An 18,972-nucleotide genomic window follows, 5' to 3' on the forward strand; every position below is an offset into this window, starting at 1 on the left:
GGTGTTTAGTGAATGGTAAAAAAAAACTATGTAAATACCTTGTTAGCACGAGTCTGCGGACGCTTGCGTTAGCGAGGTTGGGTGGAGTATATGCCTAGCGCAGTTCTTTAGCCGAACATAAAAAGTTTTTTGTGCTTGCCTGAACGAGGGGATTTTTTACTACATTTACTGAAAGTAACCTGGCGGAATGGAGTATGTCGCACGCGTTTACAAACGCTTGCGACCGAGGGGATCATAGGACTATATTATTAACTTTTCCTAGTCTTAATTTTAATGCAGATAAGTTAAATTGTAAAATGAACGATACATCTAAAAATAAAAAGGCAGATAAGCTCGTAAAATCTAAAAAACGAGTTCAAGATCATGGCGAGGTGTTTACGCCTGAGTGGTTAGTTAATGATATGCTTGATCTGGTTAAAAACGAAACTGAGCGAATTGATTCCCGTTTCCTAGAGCCTGCTTGTGGAAATGGTAATTTTTTAGCAGAAGTTTTTCGCCGTAAGCTCAATGTTGTTGACCAACGATACGGTAAAAGCCAAAACGAATGGGAACTTTATGCTGTGATTGCCGTTTCAAGCATTTACGGCGTGGAAATTTTAGAAGACAATGCTAGGGAATGCCGTGAACGTTTATTTAATATTTTTAATGAACGCTACTCTACTTTATTTAACGGAAATTGCAAAGACGAATGCCGAAAAAGCGTAAAATTCTTGCTTAATAGAAACATCCTCTGGGGCGATGCTTTAGACTTTACTAACCCTGTTACTAAGAAACCCATTGTATTTTCCGAATGGAGTGTTGTAAGCGGTAATATGCTTAAACGTCGCGACTTTATGTTTAAATTTCTAGTAGAAAAAACACATCAATTTTCTTTGTTCAACGATGAAGGTAGCCCTGCTGCCATTGATGAACCCGTAAAAGATTTTCCTTTAGTTCATTTCTTAAAGTTGGGTGAAAATGAGCAATATTAAAAAAAATGATAACCTCATTGCTGATATAAAGCATATTATTGAACAAAGTCGTCAAAATGTTGCGGTAGTTGTTAACTCAACAATCACTTTAATGTATTGGCAAATTGGTAAACGTATTAACGAGGATATTTTACAAAACCAGCGAGCCGAATATGGGAAAGAGGTTGTTCTTTCGCTATCAAAACAACTTACCGCAGAATATGGTAAAGGTTGGGGTGAAAAACAACTAAGACAATGTATGCAGTTTGCTCAGGTGTTTGTTGACAAAGAAATTGTATACACACTGTGTAGACAATTGAGCTGGTCACATATACGATTGGTTATGTATATGGAAGACACTCTAAAAAGAGATTTCTATATAGAGATGTGCAAACTCGAAAAATGGAGTGTGCGCACTTTGAAGGATCGAATCAATTCTATGCTTTATGAACGCACTGCTATTAGTAAAAAGCCAGAAGAACTTATCCAGAAGGAAATTGATTCTCTGAGAAATTCTCAAAAACTTTCCCCTGATTTGGTGTTTCGTGATCCATATTTTCTCGACTTTTTAGGTCTTAAAGATATCTATTCCGAAAAAGATTTAGAAGATTCAATTCTTGCTGAATTACAGAAATTTATCATAGAATTTGGCTCTGATTTTGCCTTTCTGGCTCGGCAAAAAAGGATCACTATTGATAATGATGATTACTACATTGATTTACTTTTTTATCATCGCCGGTTAAAATGTTTGGTTGCTATCGATTTAAAGCTTGGTAAGTTTGAAGCTTCATATAAAGGACAGATGGAACTCTATTTGCGATGGTTAGAAAAATACGAAATGCTCGAGGGGGAAAATCTGCCAATAGGTTTGATTCTGTGCGCTGCTAAAAACGAAGAACATATTGAGCTGCTCCAGCTTGAGCATAGCAATATTAAGGTTGCTGAATATTTGACCAAACTTCCAGAATTGAAATTATTGGAAGAAAAACTTCATAAAGCTATCGAGATTGCTAGAGAAAAATTTTTAGCTACAAATAATAGCGGTGAAAATGATTGAAACTAACTATAATCCGGATGTCCTTGCTTGTCTTGCAAACCTTAGCAACGACGAAGTATTCACACCTCCAAAGCTGGTGAACGAAATGCTGGATATGCTACCTGCCGATTTGTTTTGCAACCCAAACATTAAATTCTTAGACCCTGCTTCCAAAACAGGGGTATTCTTACGCGAAATTGCCAAACGACTTGATAAAGGTCTTGAAAAACACATACCCAACAAGCAGGAGCGCATTAACCATATTTTTACCAAACAGCTTTATGGTATAGCAATAACCGAGCTTACCGCATTGCTTAGCCGACGAACTGTATACGGCTCAAAAACCGCCAATGGGAAATACAGTTTTTGTGAAAATTTTGATAATGAGCAAGGTAACATTTACTATGAACGTATTCAACATACCTGGGAAAATGGTAGATGCGTTTGGTGTGGTGCCAGCCGTGATGTTTATGACCGGGGCGTAGAAGCAGAATCTTACGCTTACAATTTTATACACACAGATAATCCATTAGTATTTTTTAATGAGGAAAATATGAAGTTCGATGTTATTATTGGAAATCCACCGTATCAACTGAGTGATGGGGGATATGGCAGGAGTGCAAAGCCGCTATATCATAAATTTTTACAACAGGCAAAAAAAATAAATCCAAAGTTTTTAGTTATGATCATTCCTGACAGATGGTTTGCTGGTGGAAAAGGACTAAATGATTTTAGAGATCAAATGTTGAGTGACAAGCGTTTCCGAAAATTAGTTGATTACACTTCAGCTTCAGATATATTCCCTGGAGCTGACGTTCCAGGCGGAGTCTGTTACTTTCTTTGGGATTCTTCATATAATGGAGAAACTGAAATAGAAATAAGAAACGGAAGTCAAATAGACACCTCTAAAAGATATTTGAATGAATTTGATACATTTATTCGTTACTCTGTTGCTGTTGAAGTTATTAAGAAAATAAAAAGATTGTCAAAATCATTTTTGAGTGAACAGGTTTCGAGTAGAAAACCTTTTGGTTTAGCTACCAACATTAGACCAAAATCAAAAGGAGACTTAAAGTTGAAATATTATGGTGGTTATGGAAATTATCCGAGTAATTTAATTACAGTTGGAAAAGATTTAATTCCACTTTGGAAAGTCATAACCTCAAAAACTTCTTACGATCACGCAGGACAGCCTGATAAAGAAGGTAAAAGAAGAGTTTTTTCAACTTTGGAAATATTAAAGCCAAATGAAATTTGCACAGAATCGTACATTATATGTGGGGCCTTTTACACTGAAAAAGAATGCAAAAACCTTTTGAGTTATTTGAAAACAAAATTTACAAGGTTTTTAGTATCTCAACTTACATTTTCACAGGACATTACAAAAGACCGATTTGCTTTCGTTCCTCTCCAAGACTTTTCCGAACCCTGGACAGACGAAAAGCTCTACAAAAAATATGGGTTAACGGAAGAAGAGATTGCGTTTATAGAGAGTATGATAAGGCCAATGGATTCAACCAATGGTGAAAGTAAAGATGAGTAAAAAAGAATTTTTTCCAGCAAGACCATCTGCCAATCCAACCATTTATGCCTATGAGTTGGTTGGTGTTGAAAGCCACGTGGGCTTGTTAAAAATTGGTTATACTGATCGCGATGCTCAAACCCGCATTAGGGAGCAACTAGGAACTGCTGGAATAAAATACAAAATTGTATTTGAGGATTCGGCCATGAAAAGCGATGGTAGCAGTTTTACCGACCACGATGTGCATCGCGCTCTTAAAAGAATGGGCATAAAAAACCCTGAGGGTGAGTGGTTCAAATGCACTGTTAATGAATTACGCAAAGCCATTTGGGATATAAAGAACGGTGAACGAACTGAACCTAGCAGGACACTTACTTTCCCAATGCGACCTGAGCAATCAGCGGCCGTAGAAAAAACCATGGCATATTTCAAGAGTTTTAAAAGAGAAAATCCCGATAAAACCCCCCACTTCCTTTGGAACGCTAAAATGCGTTTTGGAAAAACCTTTGCCAGTTATCAGTTGGCTAAAAAAATGGGTTGGAAAAAAATTTTGGTACTTACTTTCAAACCTGCTGTGCAAAGTGCTTGGGAAGAAGACCTACTAACGCATGTCGATTTTGATGGCTGGCAATTTATTTCGGGGAAGGAACTACCTAATGAAGGGTATCCTCAATATGACAAATCTAAACCTGTAGTTTGTTTCGCTTCGTTTCAAGATGTTTTAGGTAAAAATACCAGCACGGGTGGCATCAAAACCAAAAATGAATGGGTTCACATTACTCATTGGGATTGTGTGATTTTTGACGAATACCACTATGGGGCCTGGAGGGAAAACGCCAAAGAGCTTTTTGAAGCTGAGGGCAAAAAAGAAATGGAATTTGGCGAGGGTGAAGGTCTAGAATACTTTGACGAAGATACACTACCAATTACATCAAATCATTACTTATATCTATCGGGAACTCCTTTCCGCGCAATTGCAACCGGAGAATTTATTGAAGAACAGATTTTCAACTGGACGTACTCAGACGAGCAAAAAGCTAAAGCCGAATGGGACAACAGCAAAGGACCCAACCCGTACGCATCTTTGCCAAGAATGGTATTGATGACATACCAATTGCCAGAAACAATAAGTAAAATTGCCGATTTAGGCGAGTTTGATGGTTTTGATTTGAATGTGTTTTTTTCTGCTGAAGGCGAAGGTTCAAAGGCCCGATTCAAATACGAAGACGAGGTACAAAAATGGTTGGACCTTATTAGAGGATCGTACACCGAGACAACCATCGACAACCTAAAAATGGGTGCAAAAAAACCCCCATTACCCTTTTCGCATGCTCCTTTACTAAAAGTGCTAAATCACACCTTTTGGTTTTTGCCGACAGTAGCATCCTGTTATGCAATGGCAAATTTACTTAAACGACCAAACAACAAATTCTATCATGATTTTAATGTGGTTGTTGCTGCTGGCGTTAAAGCAGGTGTTGGTGTTCAAGCTTTACCTCCTGTTTTAGATGCAATGACAGATAATCCGCTTAAATCAAAAACCATTACTTTATCCTGTGGTAAACTAACTACCGGTGTATCGGTAAAACCGTGGACAGGCATATTTATGTTGCGAAATTTAACAAGCCCTGAAACGTACTTTCAGGCAGCATTCCGTGTTCAAACACCCTGGGTAATAAAGAATCCCGATGGCAAATCGCCAAACAAAGAGGTGATACTTAAAGAAGAATGTTATGTTTTTGATTTTGCTCCCAATAGAGCCTTACGCCAAATTGCCGATTACGCCTGTAGGCTGAATGTGAATGAGTCCAACCCCGAAAAGAATGTTGAAGATTTTATCAACTTCCTCCCTGTATTGGCATACGATGGCAGTTCTATGAAACAAATTGATGCTGCTGGTATTCTAGATATTGCAATGAGTGGCACAACTGCAACTCTTTTAGCACGAAGATGGGAGAGTGCATTGTTAGTGAATGTTGATAACAATACGCTTGCTCGTCTTATGGCTAACGAGGAAGCCATGAAAGCTTTAATGAATATTGAAGGTTTCAGAAATCTAAATCAAGACATTGAAACCATTATTAACAAATCAGAAGCAGTAAAAAAAGTCAAGAAGGAAGCGAATGAAAAGGAATTGACCCCAAAGGAAAAAAAGGAACTTACCGAGGAAGAAAAGCAGTACAAGAGCTTAAGAAAACAAGTACAGGAAAAACTCATCAAGTTTGCAACTCGTATTCCAGTGTTTATGTATTTAACCGATTTTAGGGAACGAAGTTTAAAAGATGTGATTACGCAATTAGAACCGGGTCTTTTCAAAAAAGTTACTGGTTTAACTCAAAAAGACTTTGAGCTATTAGTTAGCCTTGGTGTGTTTAACTCTGCACTTATGAATGATGCGGTTTACAAATTCAAACGATACGAGGACTCAAGTTTAGAGTATATAGGTATTAACAAGCACGCGGGTGAAGATGTTGGGCTTTACGACACTATTTTGAAAAGAAAAGAATACGAAGAGACCTTCGAAAACGAACCAAAGTAGGAATTTGTAAGCAAAAATGAGTGCAATTATTTTGACTTTTATGAACCCTCAAACACCTAATGAAATTACAAGGTAAATATTCACAATAAGCGAATTAAACTCTCCTTCAATAAAATCCCCCGGCCTGTTTAGGTACCGGGGGATTTGGTTAGGTTTGGTTAGGTGAGTGTATTACTGCAATGGTTTTACCACTTCGATGAGCTCGGGTAAGTCCATTCCAATTTTCTTGAGGTGCTCAATAGTGGGCACGCCATTCTTGTTCCAGCCACGGCGCTCGTAAACTGCATCGAGCAGTTTCTCGTAGCGATCCTCGCGGTACTTACGTAGGGCTGCCATCTTTTCCTCAAGGGTCATCCTGGTAGGATCAACTCCCACCTGCTCCTTGAGCTGCTTATCGTAGCGCTCCTCGCGGCTGAGGTACTCCTCCTTGGTAACAGGACCAGCAGCGCGGTAGGGTTGAGCATCGTACTTGCGGGTACCATAGCCCCGGCGAATGTTGAAGATGCGCTGGAAGTTGTAAACGCGCTCGCTCTGGCGGATAAGCTCATGCTTATCGATATTGCTGCCGGTTACGGCGTTGTATATGGTAACGTAGTTATCAACGTGCTCGGGAACCTTAGCTGGTTCATCGGTCTCGGCGTTGTTTTCGGGCTCAACATCGTTCCAGGGGAGCTTGCAAAGACCCTGAAGCCCAAACCATGTACGGAACATGGGGAAGTAGTGCAGCGCCTCGGCCTTGTCCTCAAAGGTTGGTATGTGGTTGTTAACCATATCCATGAAGATGAGCCAAGCCTCGTCGTGTTGTGGGCCCTTGTTGGTCATGGCGTAGCCACCCTGCTGTGCCAACGATTCCTTTGAAACGTACTGGCTGTACTCCAGGCCCTTGTTAACCATGGCAATGTCGTTCAGGAATTTCTCATCGGCACCGTACTCCTTAACAAAGTGCTCCTTAAGTTTTTTAACGCCCATTCCGGCAAGTTTACCAAAGCCTTCGCCTCGGGCAACCTGGTGCAGCAGCTCAAGAGCAGCATCCTTGTTGCCAAACCTTAGCTCCAGACCACCGGTACGCTCCTTATTGAGAATACCACGCTCATAGCACTCCATGATGAATGCCATGGTGGTGCCCCAGGTGATGGTGCAAATGCCGTAGGTATCGCAGTAAAAGTTGGCCTCAATAACGTACTCCGGATCAAAAATTCCGCAGTTGGAGCCTAATCCGGCAGCGGTTTCATACTCGGGACCATCAACAATCACTTTCTGTCCCTTGTAGGGGCCGGTTTTAATCTCGAACTTATCCACACCCTTGGCGCAGCTCATGTTGCAACCAATCCAGCAACCATCGGGAACACCCTGGGTGAAGTAGCTCTTCCATACATCGGAGTGAATCTTGTGAGCATCCTTATGCGAGCCGTACTGGAAGTTATGGGTTGGTAGCAGGTCGTAATCGTTCATGATTTCAACTAGGTGGGCGGTACCCTTGCTGCGCATCTGGCACTGCTTATCGTCGAGTTCGCGGATTTCGCGGTTAAAGCGGCGGCCACGCTCAGCAATGGCTTCAAGGTCAGCCACGTTGTTAAGGTTACCCTTAACGCCAGGAATCTTGCAAACTATGGCTTTAATCTTCTTATCGCGGAAAACGGTACCAATACCACCACGACCGGATTGTTTTAGGCGGATGCACTTACGTTTGGGATCGTAGAAGGTGAAGTTTAGCATGCCAATAAGGCTATGGTCGGCAGCGGCGCCAGTTGAAACTATACCGATATTCTTTTTATCGGCTTCGTCCTTGGCAAACATCTCGCTAAGCACCTCGCCAAGAATATGGCTATCGAGCGGCTCGGCGGGAGCCTCAAAAATCTCAACCTTGTGCTCAACGCCGTCGATGTAAATGATAACATCGTTTTTAGCCTTACCCTGAATCTCAAGGGCATCAAAACCTGAGAACTTGAGGAAAGGGCCAAAGAAACCACCCACGTTTGAGTCGATAACAATATCGGTTTGGGGCGAGATGGTACAAACTAACGATTTACCGGTACCGGAGTACTGGGTGATACCGCCAATGGGACCCGATGAGATAACAATCTCGTTCTCGGGGTCGTTCCATTTGGTATCGGGTTTGGTTGCATCCCACAAAAGGCGCAGGTCGTAACCCTTACCGCCAATGAATTTCTCCTTCATGATTGGGGGTACGGGTTTTTCCTTAACCTCGTTGGTTCCAACGTTTATGTACAAGGTTTTATCGGTGTAGCCGCGGTAAAGCGGTTTCCACTCGTACTTCCACTGGGTCAGCATCTTGTGCTGCTTAGCCATTTCCTTAACGTCCATAGTGTTTATGTTTTGGTTTAATTTCTAGTTCTGTTATAGTATTCGCAGCTATAAAAGTACCCGTAAAGTTATCAATAAAAAATGACTTCTATCAATATGAAATCGTTTGCATATTGGAATATTGCTGCGAAAGTCCTGTGGAGGCTATCATTTTGATAGCGATTTTTCAAATTTTTATTCGAATTGTTATTCCTCTGAAATTCTATCACTTAAAAAATTATTCGAATTTTAACACAAATTAGTCGAATATTTTATTCGACGTTTTAGCCTTCGTTGTATTTTTGGAACGTTAAACTAAAATGTTCGAAAGTTTAAATGCTCTAAATATGAACCAGTTAGAAGATAGCCACAAGGGAATGCGCGAGAATATTGTTAGCGCGGCTACCGAAGTTTTCAGCCGGTATGGCTTTAAGAAAACATCGATGGAGGATATTGCCCGGGCACTACGAATGGGCAAAAGCTCCATTTACTACTACTTTAAGGGTAAGGAGGAGATTTTTCAGGCAGTGGTTGACCGGGAAGCCAACCTGCTTAGGGTTAAGGTTAAGGAGATACTTGAGAGTGGGCTGCCCGTTACCGAAAAGCTTCGCTCCTACGTTAAGATGCGCATGGATTTAATCAAGCATCTATCAAACTACATGGAAATCCTCAAGAACGACGATCTAATGAACCTGGAGCTAACCGAAAAGTTCAGGAAAAAGTACGACGACGAGGAAATAACCATTGTAAAACAGATGCTTGAGGAGGGTATAAATAGGAATGAGCTCAAGGTAAAGGATTTAAACCTATCGGCATTGGCCATAGTTACGGCTATGAAAGGCTTGGAGATTCCACTGGTTACTTCAACCATGGGTGTGGAGAGCCTTAATATGGTTATTGACGATATGCTCGATATTCTTTTCTACGGAATTGTAAAACGTTAACATACAACAGCTATGAAGATTTTAAGATTGGTTTCTTTTTTCGGGGCATGGCTAATTGGTATTGGCTATGTTTCGGGTCAGCAAGTTCTAACTCTGGAACAGTGCCGGCAAATGGCGCTGGAGCATAACCAGAAGGTTTTAATTGCCGATGAGCATGTTGAGGCGGCAGGTGCCTTGAAGCGTTCTGCACAAACACAATTCCTGCCAAGTATCAGTGCAAACGGGCTTTACACCCGAACCAACAAAAAGTTCAGCCTGCTCGATAAGGATTTGATGCTTCCGGTTATACCCTACACGGCCATTGACCCAGTAACCGGTGGGCTTAACAGCGCAATTCTTAGCCCAACCCTTCCCGATGGAACCCCAAACCCAAACTTTAACCCATTGGTTTTTGGCAGCACCTTTGCCATTGACCCCAGTACCGGACAACCCTATACCGATAGCGATGGGAACCCGCTCTTTCAGCGATATACCTGGCTCCCAAAGGATAAGGCTGAGTTTGGCAATAAGAATGTTTACGTGGCAGGGGTTAACCTCACCCAGCCCATCTTTACAGGTGGAAAAATCAGGGAAACCTACCGCATTGCAAAGTATGGCGAAAAGTTAGCCCGGGCACAAAGCGAAGCTGAACGTACCGAGGTACTATACAAAACAGAGGAATCGTACTGGCGTGTTGCAGCAGTGGCCGAAAAGGTTAAGCTGGTTCAGGCTTACATTGCCCTGCTCGATAAGCTCAATACCGACCTGGAAAACTACTATGCCGAGGGCATAATCATAAAGAATGACCTGCTTAAGGTAAAGGTAAAGAAAAACGAAGCCGAGCTAAACCTGCTGAAAGCGCAGAACGGACTTACCCTATCCAAAATGGCTCTTTGCCAGCAGGTAGGATTACCCCTTAATACCGATATAGTTATAGCTGACTCATTACCAGCTCTAATGGAGCCCATAGCCCAAATGAACTACACCGACTCGGCTTTGGCCCGCCGTCCTGAGATTGAGGCGCTTAACCAAACCATCAATATTGCCAAGTCCGGTGTTAACCTGATGAAATCGCGCTACATGCCAAACATTGGTTTAACTGCCAACTACATGTTCTTTAACCCCAACCCCTACAACGGGCTCACCGAGAACTTTGGTGGCGACTGGAGCGTAGGTGTTGCTATAAACGTTCCCATTTTCCACTGGAACGACCGTGGCCATACCCTTAAGGCAGCCCGAAGCGAACAGCGCGTAGCTGAACTTAAGATGGACGAAGCTAAGGAGCTAATCAGCCTTCAGGTGCAGCAGGCCATTTTTCAGCTCAACGAGTCAATCAAGAAGGTTGAGATGGCTCAGGTAAACCTAAAACAGGCCGAGGAAAACCTAAAGGTTACCCGCGATGCCTTTGAGAGTGGTCGTCAAAAAACTTCCGACGTGCTTGAGGCTCAAGCCATGTGGCAGAATGCTTTCAGCGACCTGATTGATGCTCGCATGGAATACAGGCTGAATGTGGTTAACCTGAAACGGGTTACGGGAAGTTTGAAATAGATAATAGTGTTCAGTGTACAGTTTACAGCTGTTACTTTAAACCTTGAACCTTGAACCTTAAACCTTAAACTTTGAACTAATTAAAACTACAAAATATTAAACCATGAAACGATTAATTTTACTATTTACAGCAGCTGCTGCGTTGGTTTTTGTATCGTGCAGTGGCAATAAGCAGGAACAAGCCCAAAGCGAAGTGAATGTTCCGCTTGTATCCACCATCAGGGTTGAGGAGCGCACTTTCAATCCGATTCTAACCTTTACAGGTACAGTATTTGCCAACAAGGAGGCAAACTTAGGCGCTACCCTACCCGGAAAGGTTGAAAAAATCTACTTTGAGGAGGGCCAGATGGTTAAAAAGGGCGATCTCATTGTGGAACTTTCCGATGAGATGCTTACCCAGGCAATGATTGAGCACGAAACCATCAAGAAGGATTTTGAGCGTGTATCGCGCTTACGCGAGAAGGGAAGCATAAGCGAGATGGAGTACGACCATGTTAAGGCTAAATACGATGCTTCAACCGCAAAGGTCGAAATGGTTAAAAAGAACACACAGGTTTACGCTCCCTTCAGCGGCATAATTGCCGAGCGAATGATGGAGGAAGGAGAAGTTTACTTCCTTAACCCCGGTCTGGAGCCCGGCTATTCCATGCGTTCGGGCATTGTTAGGCTGATGCAAATTGACCCTGCTACTGTAAAGTTCGATGTGAACGAAAAGGATTTAATCCATATCCGTAAAGGCCTACCGGTGGTGGTTAAGCTCGATGGTATGCCCGGAAAAACCTTTCAGGGGAAGGTTGATAGAATTAAGCCCATGCTCTCAACCACAACCCGTTCCACATCGGTTGAGGTTACCATTCCCAACTCAAACATGGAGGTTAAACCGGGGATGTTTGCCTTTGTTGATGTAATGCTACCCGAGGTGAAATCGGCAGTGGTGCCCCTGCGTAGCATATACCGTATGCCTGGCACATCGGACGATTTTGTATTTACTGTGGTTAACGATACCGTTCACCGTGTTAAGGTTGAGCGCCTGCAAACCATTGGTGAGCACGTTGCCGTTAGGGGTATCGATGCAGGTACCGAAATTATCCTCGAAGGCAAAAACCGCGTGAACGACGGTTTAAAGGTTAAGGTGAGCAACAGGTAAAAATCCTAAAAAAACGGAAGAAAATGAAACTACCACAAGTTGCCGTAAAAAGGCCTGTATTCACAGCCATGTTGTTTGTGGCAATCCTGCTCTTTGGCGTGGTATCGCTTACCAGGCTACCGCTCGACATTATGCCCGAAATGGAGTTACCCACTCTTACGGTAATTACCGTATATCCGGGCGCCAGCGCCGATGAGGTGGAAGAGCAGGTATCCAAAAAGTTGGAAAAAATCCTATCGGGAACGGAACACCTAAAGGAGATAACATCGCAAAGCAAGGAGAACGTATCGTTTGTTCAGCTTCAGTTTGAGTGGGGAACCGATATTACTTCGGCAGCCAATAATGCCCGCGACCTTATTGAGCTGGTAAAGAATAAGCTACCCCGTGATGCTCATAACCCAATTATTTTCAAGGTAAACAGCTCACTGATGCCTGTTCTGGTGTATGGCGTTACCGCCAATGAGAGCTATAACGGGCTTTACAAGATTGTTGACGATGAGGTGGCCAGCAAGCTACGCAAGGTGCCGGGAGTGGGCTCAGTAATTGTAATAGGCGCACCCGAACGGGAGATTAAGGTTGATATCGACCCCGTTAAGCTACACGCCTACAACCTGTCGCTCAACCAGGTGGCAACCGTGCTAAAGGCACAGAATATTTCTATCCCCGGTGGAAATATCAAGGTGGGCAACGATGACTACTCGGTTCGCATTCCCGGCGATATTGCCAGCGTTGATGAGCTTCGTGACTTGGCGCTCATCAGCTTCAACGGTAAGGTTATTCGCCTTAGCGATGTGGCCGAGGTGCGCGATGAGTATAAGGAGAAGGACGATGTGGGAAGAACCACAAACGGGAAAGGGGTCACCCTGATGGTGCAAAAGCAATCGGGCGAGAACACCCTTGAGGTGGTTAAGAAAATTCGCAAAAAGGTTGCTGAAATTAAACCCGCCCTGCCATCGGATGTTAGCATTACCGAGGTAATGAAGAGCGATGAGCTTATCACTGAATCCATCAACAACCTTTCCGAATCGCTCTGGTATGCTCTGTTCTTTGTGGTGCTTGTGGTTATGGCATTTCTGCGTAACTGGAAGCAAAGCTTTATCATTTTCATAACAATACCCTTCTCGCTGATTGTAGCATTCATTGTGATGTTTGCTTCAGGGTGGACAATCAACATCTTCAGCTTGATGTCGTTGGTGGTGGCATCGGGTATGGTAGTGGATAATGCCATTGTGGTGCTTGAGAATATCACCCAGCATATTGAGAAAGGGGCTAAGCCCAAGCAGGCAGCAATTTTCGGTAGTAGTGAGATGGGTATGGCAATTTCAGCATCAACCCTTACCACCATTGTGGTATTCCTGCCCATGATATTCATGGGTGGCATTGTGGGTATCATGTTCAAGCAGCTGGCCATACTAACTTCAGTAACCTTAATAGCTTCGTTATTCACAGCGCTTACCCTAACCCCAATGGCATCGTCGCAAATGCTTGAGGGCATGAAAAAAGGTGATAAACGCCGCCACGGAAAGCTATTCGAGTGGAGTGAACGTATGTTTCAGAAACTTGAAAATGGCTATAAGAAAGCATTGGCATGGGTTATTCACCACAAAACATTTACTGTTATAGTAACGGTTGCCCTGCTGGCATTCAGCCTTTGGGTTGGTAAGGGCTTGGGAACCGATTACATCCCTGAGTTCGATGCTGGCGATGTGGTTGCAGTAATTGAAACCGAGGTGGGAACATCAACCACCAAAACCGATAGCGTGGCTCAATTGGTTATGCAAATCTTCCAGGATGAGATTCCTGAGATGGTTCCCGGCTCATTGGCATCGGTTTCCGGACAAACCGAGGAGGGGCTCTTGTCGTCGGTAGGGTTTAGTGAGGGTAAAAATATTGCTACTGTGATGTGTCACCTTTCAAAACCCAACGAGCGAAAGCATTCAGCAAAACAGATTGCCGACAGAATTCGCCCACGCATTGCAGCCATACCCGAAGTGGAGAACTTTCGCTTGCTTGGGGGTAGTATCCTCTCAGCTGCTGTTACAGGAAATAAAAAACCTATTGAGATTGAGGTTTCAGGCAACAGCTTTGGTACTATAAACAGCACGGCCGAGGCCATTACTGCCCGCATGCGCCAATCCAAATACTTTAGCGATGTTATCAACAACGTTGATAAGGGTAAGCTTGAGGTACAAATCAGGGTTGATAAGCGCAAGGCTTCGGCCATGGGTCTGAACTCAGCCATGATTGGCCTACAGGTTCGCCAGAGTATATATGGTACTGAAGCTGGCGAGTTCAAGGAGGGGGGCGATGAGTACGATATAACCCTGCGCTACTCACCCGAGTACCGTAACGATATCAGCCAAATCCGCAACATACAGCTTAAAAACCTGCTGAACCAAACCATACCGCTATTGGCTGTGGCCGAGGTGGAAATGGGAACCAGCCCCCTGCAGATTAACCGTAAAGGGCAACAACGTGTGGTTAAGGTTATGGCTGAACTAAACGATGTGTCGCTGGGCGAAGCCCAAAAGGAGGCCAAGCGTATTATTGCCAATCTTGACATTCCCAGCGATGTTACCGTTGAGGTTGCCGGTCAAACCACTGAGCAAGGAGAGTCGTTTAGCGACCTATACCTAATCCTTGTACTTGGTATCTTACTGGTTTACATGGTTATGGCCGCTCAGTTTGAGAGTTTCCGCGACCCATTCATCATCATGTTTGCTGTGCCGGTAACCTTTATTGGAGTGGTTTGGGCATTCAAGATAACCGGCTTAACCCTAAGTATCACAACTTTTGTGGGTTTGATTATGCTTATGGGTATAGTGGTAAACAACGGTATAGTGCTTGTTGACTACACCAACCTGCTCCGTAAGCGCGGTTACAAGCTTTACGATGCCATTGCCGAAGCAGGCCGAAGCCGTTTACGTCCGGTGCTTATGACTACGCTTACAACGCTCTTGGGCATGGTACCCATGGCTACCAGCAGCGGTATGGGACGCGAGGCATACTCACCCCTGGGCATCACCATGATTGGTGGACTACTGGTTTCAACCCTTATCACCCTGCTGCTGGTTCCAACTATTTACGCTATTTTCCATGGTAAAGAGCGAAAAAAAGAAGCCGAGGGTAATAAATCCATTCTGTTTAACTAAAAAAGAAGCATAGCCATGAAGATGATATATTGCACCTGCAACGTTGCTGTTCTTGAGCCGCTGCTCAAGATGCTTGACGAGAACAACGTTCGCGACTTTCAGGTTGTGGAGCAGGTTACAGCCAAGAATAAGAAAGGCGACCACCGTTTCAACAACCCGGTATGGCCCGGTTACAACTCAACCGTATTCATCCAAATCACTGAGGACGAAAAAGCCAAAATGGTAATGGAAAAAATACGTGAGTTTAACCGCAATGCCTTTAACGATAACGAGCTGGTTACTGCCTGTATGTGGACTATTGAAGATTACTTTTTCGATTAACCCTCATGCAAATAATGAAAAAGGGGCTTTAATGCCCCTTTTTTTAATTTTAAGAGTCAATACAAACAAGTTATTGAATTTTTTTGTTACTATTGACTAATCTCCTCTAAAATTTATCCGCACCCCATTTTTATTAGCCTGGATGAATTTGTTAATCCAAGGCACTTCGGTTTAGTTGTTCACTTTTCGCTTTTATCTTTTCACTATTTCTCTAACTTCCTCTAACTCAATCATGTTCTGTCTATTCCGAATCATTCTGAATCATTCCGACTTTTATTTCCACGTTTAACTTTTAACGTTTAACGGTTCACGGTTCAACTTCCTCTAACTCCATCATTTCCCTTGTCATTCGGACTCCTACCAATCAACCCCACCAACGGTTACTGAAAGGATTGTTGTGTGGTCGTACTCCTGACCGGGCAGCAGCAGTGTTAAGGGGAACCTCCCCTCGTTGGGCGAGTTGGGGAAGTGTTGGGGTTCCATGCATACCGCCCAGTTACCTTTTTCGGGTAGTTTTATCATGGGGTTGGCAACATTTGGTCTATTCATGGGGGTGTAAAGTTGAATGCCGGGTTGTGTGGTGTAAATGGTTAACCCAATATGGGTTTTGGGGTTGTACAGCGCCACCGACGGATTATCAATTGTGGGGTTGTTCAGCACATAGCAATGGTCGTAGCAAGTCCCCACCAGGTCGATATCGGCCCCAACGGCCTTAAACCTTCTGAAATCGAAGGGTGAGCCATTAACCTCGCGGATTTCGCCGGTAGGGATAAGCTCGTTGTTAACCGGCAGGTAATGGTCTGCATCTATGCGCAGCATGTGGTCAAGCACATCGGTTTCAAAACCGCTCAGGTTAAAATATCCGTGAGTGGTAAGGTTTAGGTGGGTAGGCCTATCGGTAACAGCGCGGTAGCTAATGCTCACCTGATTATCATCGGTAATCTGGTATATCACCCAAACCTCAACGTTTCCAGGAAATCCCTGGTCGCCATGTGGGCTTTTTAGGTAAAACTCCAGCATGCAAACCCCGTTATGCTCCTCAAACATTACGGTTTCCCAAACCCTATGGCTAAAGCCTATCTTGCCGCCGTGTAGAATGTTCTTACCCTCGTTAGCGCTTAGCTCAAACTCCTCGGCACCAATGGTAAATTTAGCGTTAGCAATACGGTTGGCATACCGGCCAACTATTACACCGGGGTAGTAATCGGCCTTAAGGTAATCCGATGGGCGTAAAAGCCCGTAAGCCAGGTTGAGCGTTTCGTTCTCGTCGTTCAGCAGGCGCATGGCCACCATGGCTGCGCCCAGGTTCGATACCGATACCTCCAATCCCTCCTCGGTGGTTATGGAGTAAATCATTACCTCCTCACCATCTATACTACCCCAGTGGCTGGCAAAAAAGTTCATAGGCTACAAATCGTTTTCGTCAACAATAAAAATATCCTCGTTTGGCTTTTTCATAAGGTACTGCTCCCGGGCAAACTTTTCGAGGTTCTCGGCATTGGTGCGTAACTCCTTAATCTTCTTCTTATCCTCTTCAATTTTCTGGAGGTAGTACACTTTCTCTTCCTCAAGACCCTTGATTCTGCGCTTAGCGGCAAACATTTCTATCCAGTTGCTGCTATCAAAAATCAGCATCCAAATAGCAAAAATTAGGGTAGTGAGGAAAAACTTATTCCTAAGTTTGGGTAGAAACCATTTCCAGAAAGTAATCTCATTCGCTGGCATATTAACCTCCGCTTATCAGGTGGATAACCTGCACATCATCGCCATCCTTGATGGTTGCCATGCTATATTCGTCCTTTTTAATCAGTTTACCATTCACCTTCACCACCAGCATCCTAAACGTAAAACGTTTAATCGCCAGAAGCTCGTTAACGGTGATAGTAGCCTTATTGGTATCAATATGTTCCGGCAGATTATTAAGTGTAATATCCATAGCAAAAAGTATTTGGGCGTGCCCCCTAAAGGGGTCGGGCTACTGCGGGCTTCGCTTCGCTCCGGCAATCCCCGCCTTCTGGCGGGGATGTGCTGCTGCGCACCCTCCGTATCCCTCACGCAAATATAACCATAACGCACAGCAAAATCATAACATCACCCAAAAGATTTTTGTGATTACAAGTCTGAAAAAACATCGTTTTGTACTCTCCTGTCATGCTGAGCTAGCCGAAGCATCTTTTTCCCTTTTACCCTTATATGAGATCCTTCGACTACGCTCGGGATGACAAAAACCCTATCTTCCCTTCTGTTCCCTTGTCATGCTGAGCATTGCCGAAGCATCTCAATATTCCTTCATCTCCTTATGATTGGTTTCCCGGCAATCGCTCTTTGTAATGCTTTTCTTTAGCGATGCAATGCTTCCCCCTTGCTCTTTGGATTATACATTACGTGCATCGCTTTACGTGTGGGTGTTGTCATGGGGTTACAAATATTACGCCCCTACAGGGCTTGAGACGTTGTTCGTGGAATTGACCTCACCCCAGCCCCTCTCCTGACAGGAGAGGGGAGCGCCGTTAAAGTCTCCCCTCTCAGGGGAGATTTTGAGGGGTCATCTAGGTTGAATATCGGCAACGGCTTCACCCCAGCACTTTACCCAGAGAAAGAATGGAGCGGAAGATGAAGGCAGAGGCATAAAAGCCTGACCCGGCAATGGGTCGGGCTTTTCAGCCTTGATTTTCTTTGGTTCTTTCTTGTATCAAGACAAGAAAGAACGTGTAAAGGGTCTTTGCAATGTTTTTCCGTTGCGATGCAATGCTTCCCCCTTGCTCTTTGGATTATACATTACGTGCATAGCTAAATAATTTGAATACCTCAATACCCAGGGCTAACTCTAATTGCCCCTTCAGGGCGAATAATGCACGCGTCTGGAGACGCGCGTTATCGATAGGGTTAGTTACGTTGCTCGTTGTTCGATAAACTATTGTCATGTTGAGCGTTAGCGAAACATCTCATTAGGTCGGTCCGAGATCCTTCGCTGCGCTCAGGATGACAAATAAAAGTTGATGTTTGTTCGTGATTGCAATTCTGTGCAACACCGTGTTACACTGTGAAACCCTGTGATACCATTTTAGTTGATAGTTGATGGTTGATGGTTGACAGTTGATAGGAAATTCAATAGAACACAGATAGCACAGATTGGGGTGATTTTCGCAGATTTTCACCAAAAACTAAACACTAAACCCGAAACACCTCTCTGTACTCTGAACACTGTACATTGAACACTGCACACTGAATACTAAACAAAAACCCCGGCTCATCACCAGGGTTCTGTTTGGCTAGAATGCAAAGTTATTGGGTACATGGTACTGTGGCCCGGTTTCGGGGATTTTGTAGACATTTATATCTACAGTATTGGAACCCGTATTGCTACAACCATTTGCTGAGGTAACCGTTGGAATAGAATAGGTAATTACTTTATCGGGGTTTGGGCCACTCCAAACTAAGTTAGGGGTGGTATATATAATCGTCAAATCAAATTGTGCAAAAAATATAAATCAAATTGTGCAAAAATAATTTTAATTGCATTTAAATAG

14 protein-coding genes are annotated in these 18,972 nt (G+C 43.6%); 9 read left to right on the forward strand and 5 right to left on the reverse strand.

All coding sequences use genetic code 11. The features are described 5' to 3' along the window. Window positions 1–296: 296 nt before the first annotated feature. From AB6811_RS13195 to AB6811_RS13210, 4 genes are read left to right on the forward strand one after another with little or no spacing between them, the layout of a single operon-like run. On the forward strand, window positions 297–971 hold the full coding sequence (locus AB6811_RS13195; protein ID WP_369491061.1) for an N-6 DNA methylase family protein: 675 nt from the start codon (window positions 297–299) through the stop codon (window positions 969–971). After that, entirely contained in the window at window positions 958–2,007 is a 1,050-nt protein-coding gene (locus AB6811_RS13200) for a PDDEXK nuclease domain-containing protein (RefSeq protein WP_369491063.1), read from the forward strand. The genes AB6811_RS13195 and AB6811_RS13200 overlap by 14 nt, the downstream gene beginning before the upstream one ends. Continuing rightward, window positions 2,000–3,529, forward strand: coding sequence for an Eco57I restriction-modification methylase domain-containing protein (locus AB6811_RS13205; protein ID WP_369491064.1), 1,530 nt, complete (start codon window positions 2,000–2,002; stop codon window positions 3,527–3,529). The genes AB6811_RS13200 and AB6811_RS13205 overlap by 8 nt, the downstream gene beginning before the upstream one ends. Further along, window positions 3,522–6,047 carry a DEAD/DEAH box helicase gene (locus tag AB6811_RS13210; RefSeq protein WP_369491065.1) on the forward strand — a complete coding sequence of 842 codons (2,526 nt, stop codon included), beginning with the start codon at window positions 3,522–3,524 and terminating at the stop codon, window positions 6,045–6,047. The genes AB6811_RS13205 and AB6811_RS13210 overlap by 8 nt, the downstream gene beginning before the upstream one ends. Before the next feature lie 171 nt (window positions 6,048–6,218). Here the strand turns inward: AB6811_RS13210 and AB6811_RS13215 are convergent, their stop codons facing one another. Next, window positions 6,219–8,372, reverse strand: coding sequence for an aldehyde ferredoxin oxidoreductase family protein (locus tag AB6811_RS13215; protein WP_369491066.1), 2,154 nt, complete (start codon window positions 8,370–8,372; stop codon window positions 6,219–6,221). A 326-nt stretch (window positions 8,373–8,698) separates the two neighbouring features. Between AB6811_RS13215 and AB6811_RS13220 the strand changes: the two genes are divergently transcribed. The 5 genes from AB6811_RS13220 to AB6811_RS13240 all read left to right on the forward strand — a co-directional run bounded on the left by AB6811_RS13220 (window position 8,699) and on the right by AB6811_RS13240 (window position 15,442). Further along, on the forward strand, window positions 8,699–9,295 hold the full coding sequence (locus AB6811_RS13220; protein WP_369491067.1) for a TetR/AcrR family transcriptional regulator: 597 nt from the start codon (window positions 8,699–8,701) through the stop codon (window positions 9,293–9,295). 12 nt (window positions 9,296–9,307) lie between these two features. Beyond that, on the forward strand, window positions 9,308–10,822 hold the full coding sequence (locus tag AB6811_RS13225) for a TolC family protein (RefSeq protein ID WP_369491068.1): 1,515 nt from the start codon (window positions 9,308–9,310) through the stop codon (window positions 10,820–10,822). A 103-nt stretch (window positions 10,823–10,925) separates the two neighbouring features. After that, window positions 10,926–11,969, forward strand: coding sequence for an efflux RND transporter periplasmic adaptor subunit (locus tag AB6811_RS13230; RefSeq protein ID WP_369491069.1), 1,044 nt, complete (start codon window positions 10,926–10,928; stop codon window positions 11,967–11,969). A gap of 23 nt (window positions 11,970–11,992) precedes the next feature. Next, window positions 11,993–15,121, forward strand: a complete 3,129-nt coding sequence (locus AB6811_RS13235) for an efflux RND transporter permease subunit (RefSeq protein WP_369491070.1) — start codon at window positions 11,993–11,995, stop codon at window positions 15,119–15,121. Between the two features lie 15 nt (window positions 15,122–15,136). Beyond that, window positions 15,137–15,442: a PG0541 family transporter-associated protein gene (locus tag AB6811_RS13240; RefSeq protein WP_369491071.1), complete on the forward strand. Its 306-nt coding sequence runs from the start codon at window positions 15,137–15,139 to the stop codon at window positions 15,440–15,442. A 357-nt stretch (window positions 15,443–15,799) separates the two neighbouring features. Here AB6811_RS13240 and AB6811_RS13245 read toward each other — a convergent pair whose 3' ends face one another. The 4 genes from AB6811_RS13245 to AB6811_RS13260 all read right to left on the reverse strand — a co-directional run bounded on the left by AB6811_RS13245 (window position 15,800) and on the right by AB6811_RS13260 (window position 18,909). Further along, window positions 15,800–16,846, reverse strand: a complete 1,047-nt coding sequence (locus tag AB6811_RS13245; RefSeq protein WP_369491073.1) for an aldose epimerase family protein — start codon at window positions 16,844–16,846, stop codon at window positions 15,800–15,802. A gap of 3 nt (window positions 16,847–16,849) precedes the next feature. After that, entirely contained in the window at window positions 16,850–17,167 is a 318-nt protein-coding gene (locus tag AB6811_RS13250; protein ID WP_369491074.1) for an FtsB family cell division protein, read from the reverse strand. Between the two features lies 1 nt (window position 17,168). After that, window positions 17,169–17,378, reverse strand: coding sequence for a sulfur carrier protein ThiS (gene thiS, locus AB6811_RS13255; protein ID WP_369491075.1), 210 nt, complete (start codon window positions 17,376–17,378; stop codon window positions 17,169–17,171). A 1,336-nt stretch (window positions 17,379–18,714) separates the two neighbouring features. After that, a complete protein-coding gene (locus tag AB6811_RS13260) occupies window positions 18,715–18,909 on the reverse strand; it encodes a hypothetical protein (protein ID WP_369491076.1) in 195 nt (64 codons plus the stop codon). Between the last annotated feature and the right edge of the window lie 63 nt (window positions 18,910–18,972).

Origin of the sequence: Tenuifilum sp. 4138str (assembly GCF_041102575.1) — a bacterium.
GTDB lineage: Bacteria > Bacteroidota > Bacteroidia > Bacteroidales > Tenuifilaceae > Tenuifilum > Tenuifilum osseticum.

Bases quoted from the DNA above. Each gene is read 5' to 3' on its own strand.
- AB6811_RS13195 (WP_369491061.1), top strand. From the start codon at position 297: ATGAACGATACATCTAAAAATAAAAAGGCAGATAAGCTCGTAAAATCT.
- AB6811_RS13200 (WP_369491063.1), top strand. From the start codon at position 958: ATGAGCAATATTAAAAAAAATGATAACCTCATTGCTGATATAAAGCAT.
- AB6811_RS13205 (WP_369491064.1), top strand. From the start codon at position 2,000: ATGATTGAAACTAACTATAATCCGGATGTCCTTGCTTGTCTTGCAAAC.
- AB6811_RS13210 (WP_369491065.1), top strand. From the start codon at position 3,522: ATGAGTAAAAAAGAATTTTTTCCAGCAAGACCATCTGCCAATCCAACC.
- AB6811_RS13215 (WP_369491066.1), bottom strand. From the start codon at position 8,372: ATGGACGTTAAGGAAATGGCTAAGCAGCACAAGATGCTGACCCAGTGG.
- AB6811_RS13220 (WP_369491067.1), top strand. From the start codon at position 8,699: ATGAACCAGTTAGAAGATAGCCACAAGGGAATGCGCGAGAATATTGTT.
- AB6811_RS13225 (WP_369491068.1), top strand. From the start codon at position 9,308: ATGAAGATTTTAAGATTGGTTTCTTTTTTCGGGGCATGGCTAATTGGT.
- AB6811_RS13230 (WP_369491069.1), top strand. From the start codon at position 10,926: ATGAAACGATTAATTTTACTATTTACAGCAGCTGCTGCGTTGGTTTTT.
- AB6811_RS13235 (WP_369491070.1), top strand. From the start codon at position 11,993: ATGAAACTACCACAAGTTGCCGTAAAAAGGCCTGTATTCACAGCCATG.
- AB6811_RS13240 (WP_369491071.1), top strand. From the start codon at position 15,137: ATGAAGATGATATATTGCACCTGCAACGTTGCTGTTCTTGAGCCGCTG.
- AB6811_RS13245 (WP_369491073.1), bottom strand. From the start codon at position 16,846: ATGAACTTTTTTGCCAGCCACTGGGGTAGTATAGATGGTGAGGAGGTA.
- AB6811_RS13250 (WP_369491074.1), bottom strand. From the start codon at position 17,167: ATGCCAGCGAATGAGATTACTTTCTGGAAATGGTTTCTACCCAAACTT.
- thiS (WP_369491075.1), bottom strand. From the start codon at position 17,378: ATGGATATTACACTTAATAATCTGCCGGAACATATTGATACCAATAAG.